Genomic DNA, 13,760 nt, shown 5'->3' with positions numbered 1-13,760 from the left:
ACCCTACTGGCGCCCACCGACACCCCGGCCCGGCCGCGAAGCCGCCCCCTGCGGCGCGCTGTCGGCGCGCGCTGTGGGGGTGTCGCGGGCGCCGCCGGGCCGCTGAGGCCACGGTCCCCGGCAAGGCGCCGGGGCTGCGTGGGGCCTGGCGGCATTCTGCTTCGACGCGGGGTGGACGGTGCCCGGAGCGGCGGCGGTCAGGAACGTGGCCGTGGTGGCGGGTGTCACGGCGCGGGTCGGCCCCGGGTGCTCCCGGGCTCGCGCGGTGGCGCGGTACGGCCACTCGGTACGACGAGACCGCCACCGTCCACCTCGCCGCTTGCACATCGCGGGCAGCTTCATCCGGTCCGCGAGCTGATCCGGAAGAAGCGCCGCAGGCCCGGCGCGGGCGGAAGGGCTGGCGCGGGCGGCGGGTCCGACAGGGCGGGCGTGGGGCGGTGCGGGTGTGCGGAGCGGTCCCGTCAGGCCTGGGGGCCGGCGATCAGCTTGCCGTTCCTGACGGTGACGGGGACCTCGGGCAGCGGGACCGTCGCGGGGCCCTTGAGGGACTTGCCGGTGGTGACGTCGAAGCGGCTGCCGTGGCAGGGGCAGTTGCCCTCGTTCTCCTCGATCTTGTCCAGGACGCACCCGGCGTGGGTGCACTGCGCGCTGAACGCCTTGTACTCGCCCTCGGCGGGGCGGTGGACGAGGAGGCGCTGCTCGCGGTAGAGCCGGGCCCCGCCGACCGGCACGGCGTCGGCCGCGCCGAGGTCCACGGGGGCGGTCGGGGTGGGCGTGCGCGCGTGGCCGAGCTTGGATTCGGTGGAGCACGCGGCGGCCCCGAGCCCCGCGGTGCCGACGAGGGCGGCGCCTTTCAGCACGGTGCGGCGGGTGGCGGGCTGGCCGGGCATGGGCGCTCCTGGGCGTGCGAGGTCGTGAGGCCGGCGTCGGTACGACCGGTACGGACCCGACGATACCGACGCAAGCCCCCTCCCCTTCCGTTGGGTCCCACCCACCGGGACCCCGCCTCGGACGGGCGGCCCCGCAGGGGGTGACCACGCGGGGCGGGTCACCCCCTGGAGGGGTCAGCGGGCGCGGGCGGCGGACTTGCGGGCGCGCTTGGCCTTGGGCGCGGCGGGGGCCGCGTCGCTGATGCGGCTGGGGTCGAGGATGTCGCGGAGGAACTTGCCCGTGTGGCTCGCGGGCACCCCCGCGACCGCCTCCGGGGTTCCCTCGGCGACGACCAGGCCGCCGCCGCTGCCGCCCTCGGGGCCCATGTCCACCAGCCAGTCGGCCGTCTTGATCACGTCGAGGTTGTGCTCGATGACGATCACGGTGTTGCCCTTGTCCACCAGGTCGGACAGCACCTTGATCAGCTTCGCGATGTCCTCGAAGTGCAGACCGGTCGTCGGCTCGTCCAGGACGTAGACCGTGCGGCCCGTGGAGCGCTTCTGGAGCTCGCTGGCGAGCTTGACGCGCTGCGCCTCACCGCCGGAAAGGGTCGGCGCGGACTGGCCCAGCCGTACGTACCCCAGGCCGACCTCGTGGAGCGTCTTCAGGTGGCGGGAGATGGTGGGGACCGCCTCGAAGAAGTCCAGGGCCTCCTCGATGGGCATGTCCAGCACCTCGGCGATGGACTTGCCCTTGTAGTGCACCTCCAGGGTCTCCCGGTTGTAGCGGGCGCCGTGGCAGACCTCGCACGGCACGTACACGTCCGGGAGGAAGTTCATCTCGATCTTGATGGTGCCGTCGCCGGAGCAGTTCTCGCAGCGGCCGCCCTTGACGTTGAAGGAGAAGCGGCCCGGCATGTAGCCGCGGACCTTCGCCTCCATCGTCTCGGCGAACAGCTTGCGGATGTGGTCGAAGACACCCGTGTACGTGGCCGGGTTCGAGCGGGGGGTGCGGCCGATGGGCGACTGGTCCACGTGGACGACCTTGTCCACCAGGTCGTCGCCGTCCACGCGCGTGTGCCGCCCGGGCACGGACCTGGCGCCGTTCAGCTCGCGCGCCAGGTGGGTGTACAGGATGTCGTTGACCAGCGTGGACTTTCCGGAGCCGGAGACGCCGGTGACCGCCGTGAGCACGCCGAGCGGGAACGACACGTCGATGTCGCGGAGGTTGTTCTCGCGGGCGCCGTGGACGGTCAGCTGCCGGGCCGGGTCGACGGGGCGGCGGACGTCCGGCACGGGGATGGACTTCCGGCCGGACAGGTACTGCCCGGTCATCGACTCCTTGTTCTCGAGGAGCTGCTTCAGCGGTCCGGAGTGGACGACCTTGCCGCCGTGCTCGCCGGCGCCGGGGCCGATGTCCACCACCCAGTCGGCGACCTTGATCGTGTCCTCGTCGTGCTCCACGACGATGAGCGTGTTGCCCATGTCGCGCAGCCGGACGAGGGTCTCGATCAGCCGGTGGTTGTCGCGCTGGTGGAGACCGATGGACGGCTCGTCCAGCACGTACAGCACGCCGACCAGGCCTGAGCCGATCTGTGTGGCCAGCCGGATGCGCTGGGCCTCGCCGCCGGAGAGGGTGCCGGCCGCGCGGTTGAGCGAGAGGTAGTCGAGGCCGACGTCGACCAGGAACCTCAGCCGCTCGTTGACCTCCTTGAGCACCCGCTCGGCGATCTTCTTGTCGCGGGCGCTGAGCTTGAGCCGCCCGAGGAACTCGGCGCACTCGCTGATCGACATCGCGGAGACCTCCGCGATGGACTTCTCCATGATCGTCACGGCGAGCACGATCGGCTTGAGGCGCGTGCCCTCACAGGTGGGGCAGGGCACCTCGCGCATGTAGCCCTCGAAGCGCTCGCGGCTGGAGTCGCTCTCCGCCTCGCTGTGGCGGCGCTTGACGAAGGAGACGGCGCCCTCGAAGGCGGTCGTGTACGCCCGCTCCCTGCCGTAGCGGTTGCGGTACCGCACCTCGACCTGGGTCTTGTGGCCGTACAGCAGGGCCTTCTTGGCGCGCTGCGGCAGCCCGGCCCACGGGATGTCCGTGCGGAAGCCGAGCGCGTCGGCGAGCCCGCCGATCAGGCGGCCGAAGTACTCCTTGGTGTGGCCGTGCGACCAGGGGTGGATGGCGCCCTCGTCCAGGGAGCGCTCCTCGTCGGGGACGACGAGCTCCGGGTCCACCTCCATGCGCGTGCCGATGCCGGTGCAGTCGGGGCAGGCGCCGAACGGCGAGTTGAACGAGAAGGAGCGGGGCTCCAGCTCCTCGAAGGACAAGTCGTCGTACGGGCAGTACAGGTGCTCCGAGTACATCCGCTCGCGCTCGGGGTCGTCCTCGGGGAGGTCCACGAAGTCGAGCACGACCATGCCGCCGGAGAGGCCGAGCGCGGTCTCCACGGAGTCGGTCAGCCGCCGCTTGGCGCTGTCCTTGACCGTGAGGCGGTCCACGACCACCTCGATCGTGTGCTTCTCCTGCTTCTTCAGCGTGGGCGGCTCGGTCAGCTGGACGGTCTGCCCGTCCACCCGGGCCCGGCTGTAGCCCTTGGTCTGGAGGTCCGCGAAGAGGTCCACGAACTCGCCCTTGCGCTCGCGGACCAGCGGCGACAGGACCTGGAAACGGCTGCCCTCGGGCAGCTCCAGCACCTTGTCCACGATGGCCTGCGGGGACTGGCGGGTGATCGGGCGGCGGCACTCGGGGCAGTGGGGCTTGCCGATGCGCGCGAAGAGGAGGCGGAGGTAGTCGTAGACCTCCGTGATCGTGCCGACCGTGGAGCGCGGGTTGCGCGAGGTCGACTTCTGGTCGATGGAGACCGCCGGGGAGAGCCCCTCGATGAAATCGACGTCCGGCTTGTCCATCTGGCCGAGGAACTGCCGGGCGTACGACGACAGCGACTCGACGTAGCGGCGCTGCCCCTCCGCGAAGATCGTGTCGAACGCGAGGGACGACTTGCCCGACCCGGAGAGACCGGTGAAGACGATGAGGGAGTCGCGTGGCAGGTCGAGCGAGACGTTCTTCAGATTGTGCTCGCGCGCGCCACGGACGATGAGACGGTCGGCCACGCCGGGTCCGCACCTTTCTTGAGAGAAGCGGGGGGTCAGCCCCCCGTCTCCGACCGCCCCAGCCTAGGGGGGCCGCCAGATGGATGACTGCCTGACTTTCAAGGATGCCTCCATCGAGCGTATAGCACGCGCATTCGATTTCCGTCCGTTCTCGGGCGGCTTCACCCGAACGAGTGGCGGCGCTACTGTCAGCAGCATGATCGACCACGCCCATGACCTGGCCTCCGTACGCGAGGCGACCGACCGGCTGCTCTCCGCGGCCTCCGCCCTGGACGAAGCGGCCGCCGCCGCGCCCTCCCGGCTCCCCGGCTGGACCCGCGGCCACGTCCTGGCCCACCTCTCCCGTAACGCGGACGCCCTGGTGAATGTTCTGCGCGGGCTGCCCATGTACCCGAGCGCCGAGGCCCGGGAGGCCGACATCGAGCGCGACGCCGTCCGCCCGCTCGCGGCCCAGCTCGACGACCTGCGGGCCAGCGCCGACCGCTTCCGGGCGGAGGGCGAGGTGCCCGCCGACTGGGGCCGCACCGTGGAGCTCCGCAACGGCGTGACCGACCTGGCCGCCCGCGTCCCCTTCCGCCGCCTCGTGGAGGTGGAGCTGCACCACGTCGATCTCGGGGTCGGCTACGAGCTGGAGGACCTGCCGGCGGAGTTCACCGAGCGGGAGATCGACTTCCTGACGGAGCGGTTCGCCGGCCACAGGGACGTCCCCGCCACCACGGTCGTCGCCGAGGACGGCCGGACGTGGACGACGGGCGGCGGCGCGGCAGGCGGCCCGGTCACGGTCCGGGGCACCGCCGCCGACCTGCTGGGCTGGCTCGCGGGCCGCCGCGACGGCTCCGCCCTGGAGGTCTCCGACGGCGCCCTCCCGGCGCTGCCCCCGCTATAGGCTGGCCTCATGACGTACAGCGGAGCGGTGAAGGTCGGCGGACCCGCGGACGTGCACGAGCTGACGGACCTGATCGTCTCGAAGGTCGCCGTCGGGCCGATGGACAACAACGCGTATCTGCTGCGCTGCCGGGCCACCGGTGAGCAGCTGCTGATCGACGCGGCGAACGAGCCGCGGACACTGCTCCGGCTGATCGGTGACGACGGCATCACGGCCGTCGTCACCACCCACCGCCACCACGACCACTGGTACGCGCTGAGCGACGTGGTCGCGGCCACCGGGGCCCGCACCTACGCCGGCCGGTACGACGCCGAGGGCATCGACGTGCCGACGGACGTCCTCATGGAGGACGGCGACACGGTCCGCGTGGGCCGGGTCGAGCTGACGGCGCGCCACATGACCGGCCACACACCGGGGTCCATCGTGCTCGTCTACGACGACCCGCACGGACACCCGCACGTCTTCACCGGCGACTGCCTGTTCCCCGGCGGCGTGGGCAACACCCACAAGGACCCGAAGGCGTTCGCGAGCCTCCTCCACGACGTGGAGACCAAGCTGTTCGACGCGCTGCCGGACGAGACGTGGGTGTACCCGGGCCACGGCCGGGACACGACGCTGGGCGACGAGCGCCCGCACCTCCCGGAGTGGCGCGCCCGGGGCTGGTGACGCGCCGGGGAACACCCCGTGTGCGTCCGTGCGCCCCGTGACCGGGGCGGGCCGCGGACGGTTGGCGCGGCATGCGTCACAGTCACACCTCCGCGAGCGAGAGCCCCCCGCCCGAGAGCGGCACGCGCCTTCCCGAGTGCGGCGCGCACGCGCCGGATGGCGGCGCGCGACAGTCCGCCGACACCGGCGGGACATGCCCGGGCGGCGGACGGCAGGTCCGGGCTTCGGGCGGTCCTTCGGCGCGGTCTTCGGGCGGGCCGCCGACGGGGCGGCTCGCGGCGGCGTCCCTCGCCGGGACGGCCATCGAGTTCTACGACTTCTACGTCTACGGGACCGCCGCCGCGCTGGTCCTGGGACCGCTGTTCTTCCCCACGTTCTCGCCGCTGGCGGGCACCCTCGCCGCGTTCGGGACCTTCGCCGTGGGCTTCGTCTCGCGTCCGCTGGGGGCGGTGGTCTTCGGCCATCTGGGTGACCGCCGGGGGCGGCGGCCCGTCCTGTTCGTGTCGCTGGCGCTGACGGGCGCGGCGACGGTCGCGGTGGGGTGCGTCCCGTCGTACGCGGTGATCGGCCCGGCGGCGCCGGTGCTGCTGCTGGTTCTGCGGTTCCTCCAGGGGCTGGGGCTCGGCGGCGAGTGGGGCGGGGCGGTACTGCTGGCCGGGGAGCACGCGCCGGAGCGGCGGCGGGCGCTGTGGGCGAGCTTCCCGCAGGTGGGGCCTTCGGTGGGATTCCTGTTGGCGAACGGGGTGATGCTCGCCCTCTCGGCGGGGCTCAGCGACGCGGCGTTCCGGTCGTGGGGCTGGCGGGTGCCGTTCTGGGCGGCGGGGCTGCTGGCGCTGGCCGGGCTGCTGCTGCGGTCGTCCCTGACGGAGACGCCGCAGTTCCGGGAGCTGGCGGAGTCGGGGCGGCGGGCGGGGGCGCCGCTGGTGGAGGTGGTGCGGGACCACTGGCGGTTGCTGCTGCTGACGGCGGGGGCGCTGGCCGTGGGGTACGCGGTGTTCTACGCGGTGTCCACCTGGGCGCTGGCGTACGGCACGGAGCGGCTCGGGGTGAGCCGTACGGTGATGCTCGGGTGTGTGATGGCGGCGGTGGCGGTGAAGGGCGTTCTGACGCCGTTCGCGGCGGTGCTGGGCGACCGGTACGGACGGCGGCCGATGTGCCTGGCGGGGTGTGCGGTGTGCGCGCTGTGGATGTTCCCGATGGTGGGGTTGCTGCACACAGGGCGGCCGGTGCTGATGTTCCTGGCGATCCTGGTTGCGCTGGTGGGGTTCATCGCGATGTTCGCGGTCGTCGGCGCGTATCTGCCGGAGCTGTACGAGCCGCGGGTGCGGTGCACGGGGGCGGCGGTGGGGTACAACCTGGCGGGGGTGCTGGGCGGGGCGCTGACGCCGGTGGTGGCGACGGCCGCGGCGGGTGGTTCCGGACCGCCGTGGGGCGTCGCGGCGTATCTGGCGGGGATCGCGGTGGTGAGCCTGGGCTGCTTCGCGCTGCTGCCGGAGACCCTGCCGGGCACGGCCGCGCCACGGCGGGCCCCGGCGGGGGAACCCGCGGCCGCGTGAGGGCCGGGGAGCGCTCCCGATCGCCCGTGTGAGGGCGTGCACCGCTGGGCCTCCGACGTGAGGCGGAGATGTCCCGGGGTCGCCGCCCAGGGGCTTCCCCGGGCCGCCGCGTGAGGGCGGGAGTTGCCGCGGTGTCCCGGCCGCACGGAGCACCGGCCGGGTCGTGGGGCGACCCGGCCGGTGCTGTGCGTTGTCGTCGCCCGTGGGCGTCAGACCTTCGCGGGCTTGCTGTCCTTCTCGTTCCCCTCGCCCTCGGCGGCGGCCTGTCGGCGGGAGGCGATGAGGCTGGTGATCGTGGTGATGACCAGGACACCGCAGATGACGGCCAGAGAGAACGGGATGGAGATCTCCGGGACGTGCACCCCGGACTCGTGCAGGGCGTGCAGGACGAGCTTCACGCCGATGAAGCCGAGGATGACCGACAGGCCGTAGCTGAGGTGGACCAGCTTCTTGAGCAGGCCGCCGATCAGGAAGTACAGCTGCCGCAGACCCATCAGGGCGAAGGCGTTCGCCGTGAAGACGATGTACGGGTCCTGGGTCAGGCCGAAGATCGCGGGGATCGAGTCCAGCGCGAACAGGATGTCCGTGGTGCCGATGGCGAGCATGACCACCATCAGCGGGGTCAGCACCCGCTTGCCCGCGACCTGGATAAACAGCTTCGTGCCGTGGTAGCGGTCGGCGACGCCGAAGCGCTGCTCGATCGACTTCAGGAGGCGGTTCTCCTCGTACTCCTCGTCGGGCTCGTCGGAGGACGCCTCCTTGATCAGCTTCCATGCGGTGTAGATCAGGAACGCGCCGAAGATGTAGAAGACCCACGAGAAGCTGGCGATGATCGCGGCACCTGCGGCGATGAAGATCGCCCGGAGCACGAGCGCGATGAGCACACCGACCAGCAGCACCCGCTGCTGGAGGTGGGACGGCACCGAGAACTTCGCCATGATCAGGACGAAGACGAAGAGGTTGTCCACGCTCAGCGACTTCTCGGTGATGTAGCCGGCGAAGAACTCCCCGGCCGACTTGCTGTCGCCGAAGACCCACAGGCCCAGGCCGAACAGCACGGCGAGGACGATCCAGACGACCGTCCAGGTTCCGGCTTCCTTGATCGACACATCATGGGGCTTGCGCCCGATGAGGAAGTCAACCGCGATCAGGGCGATGAGACCGAGAACGGTCACCACCCACAGGTTCATAGAAACGTCCACTGCGCCTCCGGCGTCGTACGGCTACTGATCAGCGTCGTCGCTGCCGGAGGTCTCTTCCACCCGCGCGCCGCCCCCTGTGGTCCGGACGGTGCGTGCGGGCCGGCGCCCTGGGACCGGTCTCCGTCCGACCGGTCCGTACTGACGGGCACGCCGCATGAGTGGGAGTACTCCCCTCCGCGTAAAGGAACCGTACACGGAGCGCCAAGGCCGGGTAAAGGGCTTTGCAAAGAAAGACCCAAAAATGCAGGTCAGGGCCGCATTACGGAGGCAGGGGCGGAGACCGGACGGACTCTACGGACCGTGGGCAAGGGCCCGGGGGGATCAGCGGCGCCAGTCGCGGCGGGCCTCCGCGACGTTCGCGAGGACCCGGTGCAGCACCTCGCTGCCCTCCGGTATCCGCGGCGGCTCGTACGTCCAGGCGTGCCCCACCCACGGGTCGGCCAGATGGTCGTCCGGCACGGGCGTGACGCGCAGCAGGGAACGCCACAGCGGGTCGAGCACCGGTCCGTACGCGCTCGCGTCCTCGCGGCCGGCGACCATCATCAGGTGCACGCCCACGGCCGGGCCCTCGTCGGCGAGGTACCGCAGCTGGGTGACGGCCCGGTCGTCGAAGCCGTGCGGGAAGTCGTTGACGATCAGCAGCTGCTCGGCCGTGTCCAGGTCGGGCGGGAGCGCGTCCGTGCCCGCGCCGCCGCGCAGGGCCATCTGCACCAGGTCCACGCGCCGGGTGAGCCGCGCCAGCACCGTGGCCACTCCCCCGGCGCCGGTCGCCGGGGGTTCCGCCAGCACGCCGGAAGCGGTGAGCGGGGCGAACGCGGCGGCGCCGGAGCCCGCCGGGTCGATCACATGGACGGTGAAGTCGCCGGGCGGGTAGACGGCGAGGAGCCGCGCCGCGTGGGCGACGGCCGTGTCGAGGGCGAGGCGGCGCAGCCGGCCCTCGTCCGTCATCAGGGCCCGCTCGGAGCCCCGGCGGCCGCTGTCCACCCACAGGCCGCGCTCCAGCGGCAGCCTGATCAGCATGGGGATGCGCAGCTCGGGCCGCTCCGGGAGGTGGAGGTCTCCGAGGCGCAGGGCCATCGGGATCTCCATCGGGACGCGGTAGGCGTGCCACACGGGGTGGTCCCAGCGGGCGAAGGCGACCGGGAGGGCGGGCTCGACCACCTCCGACTCGGCGGTCAGCTGGGCGAGGTCGCGGTCGAGCGCCTCCCTGGCCTTCCCGGTGAGCTCCTCGCAGCGGGCACGGGCCTCGGCGCGGGCGGCGTCGCCCGCGGTGCCGATGCGGCTGCGCGGGTCGGACAGGACGCTGTCCAGTTCCCTCTCCATCCGGGACTCGGCGAAGTCGACGGCGCTGCGGTAGGCGGCGGTCGTACGGGCCAGGTCCTCGAACATGCCCCACACCTGGTTGTAGAGGCGCTCCTCCATGGTCCAGCCGCTGGCGTCACCGGCGACCGGGGCGCCGGGCTGCGCGGGCGGCGCCGACGGGGGCGGGGGCGCGCTGGTACGGCGGCGGGGGTGCGTGTAGTCGATGGGACCGCCGGGCGGGGCGGGCGCGGCGGCCTGCGGGGGCGTGCCGTCCGGCGCGGGCGGGACCGCCGGGGCGACGGGCGGGGGCGGCGCGGTGTCGGGGGCGACGGGCGCGGGCGTGTGCGGCGGCTGGGGGCCGGAGGAGGGCTGCGGTGTCCCGGAGGCGGCTGCCGGGGCGAGCGGCGGGGCGGTACGGCGGAGGCGGTCGCCGTCCTCGGTACGGGGCGGGGGCGTGGCGACCGAACGGTCCAGGCCGCGCGTCACGGCGTCCCGCACGGCGGCGGCGAGCGCGGCCGCGCCGGGTACGCCCTGGTCCTGGAGGAGCGCGGTGAGCCCGCCCGCGTACCCCTGGCCGACGGCGCGGACCTTCCAGGCGTCCTGCCGCCGGTACAGCTCCACGGCGACGACGGCGGACTCGGTGTCCAGGCCGGTGAGGGTGTACGTGGCGATCTCGGTGCCGTCGAGGGCGGTGACCGCGACGAACGGCGCGGCGACGGCGCCGAAGCGGCCGGGCCCTCCCGTGCCCTCGGGCAGCGCCAGCAGGACGGCGACGCGGTGCACGTCGGCGGCGACGGCCCCCAGGTCCAGGGCGAGCCGGTGCTCGGCGGCCGCCTGCCGGGACACCTCGACGCCGGGCAGGGACGGCGCGCCGGGGTGGACGACCCGGTCGGCTCCGGTGACGGTCCCGTCGGCGCCGGAGAGCGTGGCCCCGACGGCCACCGGCACCCCGGACGACACCCGGACCTCCAGTCGGGTGCCGGGCAGCGGGTGGTTCTGCCCCCGGACCAGCTCGGCCGTCATGCCTGTCGTCCCCTCGGTGGTGCGGCTGGTGGTGTGCGTACAGACGGGTGCGACGCGGCGCTCGGGGCCGCGCACGCGTGCAGCTCCCGGCGAAAGGAGCTCCGGGAGCTGCGGTGCGTACCTCTCGTACGGCTGCGGGTGCCCGCGTCCGTACGGCTACAGGTGCGGCAGGATCGCCGGCATCAGGTCCTGGAACGTGCGGCCGTTGGACGGCGTGCCGATGGCCGTCATGGTCCAGCCGTCGCCGGTGCGGTGCACCTTGGCCATGATCTGGGCGGTGTACTGGCCGCCGCCGTTCAGGGTGTAGCGGGCGAGCTCCTGGCCGTTCGTCTCGTCGACGAGGCGGCAGAACGCGTTCTGCACCTCCTGGAACGTCTGGCCGGTGAAGGAGTTGACCGTGAAGACGATCTGGTCGATGTGGACCGGGACGCGCTGGAGGTCCACGAGGACCGCCTCGTCGTCGCCGCCCTGGCCCGCGCCGCCGACCAGGTTGTCACCGGTGTGGCGGACGGAGCCGTCGTCGCTCACCAGGTGACGGAAGAACACGACGTCGACGGGCTGCTTGCCGGCGAACAGCACCGCCGACGCGTCGAGGTCGATCTCCCGGGTGCGCGAGCCGAACAGACCACGGCGCGGCGCCGCCTGCCAGCCGAGCCCCATCCGCACCGCGGTCAGGGTCCCCCCGTCGCTCTTCTGCAGGCTGATGGCCTGACCCTTGGTCAAGTTGACCGACACGCCCTGTCCCCTCTCTGTAGCGTTCCCCGCGGCCGCCCTGTGGTGTGGGGTGCGGTTCCCAGCACCCTATGCGGGGTCGTGGGGCCGTCAGGAGGGCGGTCCCACTTTGTATCGGTGTTGCAACACAGCGACGCGGCGCCCCCGTTGCCGGCCGGGGCCGCTGCGGTGCGGCGTCCCGGCGGGCCGGGGGCGCGGCGGTCAGGAGATGCCCGCCTCCTTCATCTGGCGCAGCTCCTTCTTCAGCTCGCTCACCTCGTCGCGCAGCCGGGCGGCGACCTCGAACTGGAGGTCCGCGGCAGCGGCCCGCATGCGCTCGGTCATCTCCTCGATGATCCCGGCCAGCTCGGCGGTGGGCCGGTCGCTGGTCACGGCGCCCGTACGGGCCGCCTTGCCCTTGGCGGCCTTCGCGGCCTTCCCGCCGTCCTTGGCGGCCTTCGCCGTCGTCCCCAGGGACGGGACGGGGGTCTTGGCGCCCTTGCCGTCCTTCGACTGCCGGTAGCCCGTGCCGAGCAGCTGCTCCGTGTCCACCTCTTCGCGCGCGATGGTGGCGACGATGTCGTTGATCTTCTTGCGGAGCGGCTGCGGGTCGATGCCGTGGGCCTTGTTGTACGCGACCTGCTTCTCGCGGCGGCGGTTGGTCTCGTCGATGGCCTGCGCCATCGCGGGGGTGACCGTGTCGGCGTACATGTGCACCTGGCCCGACACATTGCGCGCGGCGCGGCCGATGGTCTGGATCAGCGACGTGCCGGACCGCAGGAAGCCCTGCTTGTCGGCGTCGAGGATGGCGACGAGGGACACCTCGGGCAGGTCGAGGCCCTCGCGGAGCAGGTTGATGCCGACCAGCACGTCGTACTCGCCGGCGCGCAGCTCGCGCAGCAGCTCGATGCGGCGCAGCGTGTCCACGTCGCTGTGCAGGTAGCGGACCTGGATGCCGAGCTCCAGGAAGTAGTCCGTGAGGTCCTCGGCCATCTTCTTGGTGAGCGTGGTGACGAGGACGCGCTCGTCGCGCTCGGTGCGGACGCGGATCTCGTGGACCAGGTCGTCGATCTGCCCCTCGGTGGGCTTGACGACGACCTCGGGGTCGACCAGGCCGGTGGGGCGGATGATCTGCTCCACGAAACCGTCGGAGCGGGACAGCTCGTACGCGCCGGGCGTGGCCGACAGGTAGACGGTCTGGCCGATGCGCTCCTGGAACTCCTCCCACTTCAGCGGCCGGTTGTCCAGCGCGGACGGCAGCCGGAAGCCGTGGTCCACCAGGGTCCGCTTGCGGGAGGCGTCGCCCTCGTACATGGCGCCGATCTGCGGGACGGTGACATGCGACTCGTCGATGACCAGCAGGAAGTCCTCGGGGAAGTAGTCGAGGAGGGTGTTGGGCGGGGAGCCGGGCTCGCGCTGGTCGAAGTGGAGCGAGTAGTTCTCGATGCCGGAGCAGGAGCCGATCTGCCGCATCATCTCGATGTCGTACGTGGTGCGCATGCGCAGCCGCTGCGCCTCCAGCAGCTTGCCCTGTTTCTCCAGCTCGGCGAGGCGCTGCTCCAGCTCGCGCTCGATGCCGGTGACGGCGCGCTCCATGCGCTCGGGACCCGCCACGTAGTGGCTGGCGGGGAACACGTACAGCTGCTGGTCGTCGCTGATGACCTCGCCCGTGAGCGGGTGGAGCGTGGAGAGGGCCTCGATCTCGTCGCCGAACATCTCGATGCGGACGGCGAGCTCCTCGTACACGGGGAAGATCTCGATCGTGTCGCCGCGCACCCGGAACGTGCCGCGCGCGAAGGCGAGGTCGTTGCGCGTGTACTGGATGTCCACGAAGCGGCGAAGCAGCTCGTCCCGGTCGATCTCGTCGCCGACCTTCAGCGAGACCATCCGGTCCACGTACTCCTGGGGGGTGCCCAGGCCGTAGATGCACGAGACGGACGCGACGACGACCACGTCACGCCGGGTGAGCAGGGAGTTCGTCGCGGAGTGGCGCAGGCGCTCCACCTCCTCGTTGATCGAGGAGTCCTTCTCGATGTAGGTGTCCGACTGCGGGACGTACGCCTCGGGCTGGTAGTAGTCGTAGTACGAGACGAAGTACTCGACGGCGTTGTTCGGCAGGAGCTCGCGGAACTCGTTCGCCAGCTGCGCGGCCAGCGTCTTGTTCGGCGCCATGACGAGCGTGGGCCGCTGGAGCCGCTCGATCATCCAGGCCGTGGTGGCCGACTTGCCCGTGCCGGTCGCGCCGAGCAGGACGACATCCTTCTCACCTGCGCGGACGCGCCGTTCGAGGTCGGCGATGGCCGTGGGCTGGTCACCGCTGGGCTGGTACGGGCTGACGACCTCGAAGGGCGCCACCGAGCGTTCGATCTGGGTTACGGGCCGCATGAGTCCACCGTACGACCCGCCACTGACAGTCGGGTGCCGATCGCCCACGGGG

General features: G+C 72.2%; 9 protein-coding genes. 3 read left to right on the top strand and 6 right to left on the bottom strand.

All coding sequences use genetic code 11. The features are described from left to right. Window positions 1-461: 461 nt before the first annotated feature. Both J116_RS21960 and uvrA read right to left on the bottom strand, forming a co-directional pair. On the bottom strand, window positions 462-890 hold the full coding sequence (locus J116_RS21960) for a Rieske (2Fe-2S) protein (RefSeq protein ID WP_023589236.1): 429 nt from the start codon (window positions 888-890) through the stop codon (window positions 462-464). Window positions 891-1,064: 174 nt separating this feature from the next. After that, window positions 1,065-3,977 carry an excinuclease ABC subunit UvrA gene (gene uvrA, locus J116_RS21955; RefSeq protein WP_023589235.1) on the bottom strand — a complete coding sequence of 971 codons (2,913 nt, stop codon included), beginning with the start codon at window positions 3,975-3,977 and terminating at the stop codon, window positions 1,065-1,067. A 196-nt stretch (window positions 3,978-4,173) separates the two neighbouring features. Here uvrA and J116_RS21950 point away from each other — a divergent pair, with 196 nt between their 5' ends. The 3 genes from J116_RS21950 (at window position 4,174) to J116_RS21940 (ending at window position 7,085) form a co-directional block, all read left to right on the top strand. Further along, window positions 4,174-4,863 (top strand): maleylpyruvate isomerase family mycothiol-dependent enzyme, encoded by a 690-nt coding sequence (locus J116_RS21950; RefSeq protein WP_028964384.1) that lies wholly within the window; start codon window positions 4,174-4,176, stop codon window positions 4,861-4,863. A gap of 9 nt (window positions 4,864-4,872) precedes the next feature. Further along, window positions 4,873-5,529 carry an MBL fold metallo-hydrolase gene (locus J116_RS21945; RefSeq protein ID WP_023589233.1) on the top strand — a complete coding sequence of 219 codons (657 nt, stop codon included), beginning with the start codon at window positions 4,873-4,875 and terminating at the stop codon, window positions 5,527-5,529. A gap of 71 nt (window positions 5,530-5,600) precedes the next feature. After that, a complete protein-coding gene (locus J116_RS21940) occupies window positions 5,601-7,085 on the top strand; it encodes an MFS transporter (RefSeq protein ID WP_023589232.1) in 1,485 nt (494 codons plus the stop codon). Window positions 7,086-7,294: 209 nt separating this feature from the next. Here J116_RS21940 and J116_RS21935 read toward each other — a convergent pair whose 3' ends face one another. The 4 genes from J116_RS21935 to uvrB all read right to left on the bottom strand — a co-directional run bounded on the left by J116_RS21935 (window position 7,295) and on the right by uvrB (window position 13,708). Continuing rightward, window positions 7,295-8,287 carry a TerC family protein gene (locus tag J116_RS21935; RefSeq protein WP_028964383.1) on the bottom strand — a complete coding sequence of 331 codons (993 nt, stop codon included), beginning with the start codon at window positions 8,285-8,287 and terminating at the stop codon, window positions 7,295-7,297. 321 nt (window positions 8,288-8,608) lie between these two features. Further along, window positions 8,609-10,612 carry a TerD family protein gene (locus J116_RS21930; RefSeq protein ID WP_028964382.1) on the bottom strand — a complete coding sequence of 668 codons (2,004 nt, stop codon included), beginning with the start codon at window positions 10,610-10,612 and terminating at the stop codon, window positions 8,609-8,611. Window positions 10,613-10,768: 156 nt separating this feature from the next. Then, window positions 10,769-11,347 (bottom strand): TerD family protein, encoded by a 579-nt coding sequence (locus J116_RS21925; protein WP_023589229.1) that lies wholly within the window; start codon window positions 11,345-11,347, stop codon window positions 10,769-10,771. Between the two features lie 198 nt (window positions 11,348-11,545). After that, window positions 11,546-13,708, bottom strand: a complete 2,163-nt coding sequence (uvrB, locus tag J116_RS21920; protein ID WP_023589228.1) for an excinuclease ABC subunit UvrB — start codon at window positions 13,706-13,708, stop codon at window positions 11,546-11,548. Window positions 13,709-13,760: the final 52 nt, after the last annotated feature.

The sequence above is a fragment of the Streptomyces thermolilacinus SPC6 genome (assembly GCF_000478605.2).
GTDB lineage: Bacteria > Actinomycetota > Actinomycetes > Streptomycetales > Streptomycetaceae > Streptomyces > Streptomyces thermolilacinus.
The sequence above is the reverse complement of the archived record's forward strand: the minus strand, read 5'-3'. Positions and strand labels throughout refer to the sequence as shown.

What these genes read in the sequence shown, in the direction of transcription:
- J116_RS21945 (WP_023589233.1), top strand. Translation starts at nt 4,873, where the DNA reads ATGACGTACAGCGGAGCGGTGAAGGTCGGCGGACCCGCGGACGTGCAC.
- J116_RS21960 (WP_023589236.1), bottom strand. Translation starts at nt 890, where the DNA reads ATGCCCGGCCAGCCCGCCACCCGCCGCACCGTGCTGAAAGGCGCCGCC.
- uvrB (WP_023589228.1), bottom strand. Translation starts at nt 13,708, where the DNA reads ATGCGGCCCGTAACCCAGATCGAACGCTCGGTGGCGCCCTTCGAGGTC.
- J116_RS21940 (WP_023589232.1), top strand. Translation starts at nt 5,601, where the DNA reads ATGCGTCACAGTCACACCTCCGCGAGCGAGAGCCCCCCGCCCGAGAGC.
- J116_RS21930 (WP_028964382.1), bottom strand. Translation starts at nt 10,612, where the DNA reads ATGACGGCCGAGCTGGTCCGGGGGCAGAACCACCCGCTGCCCGGCACC.
- J116_RS21950 (WP_028964384.1), top strand. Translation starts at nt 4,174, where the DNA reads ATGATCGACCACGCCCATGACCTGGCCTCCGTACGCGAGGCGACCGAC.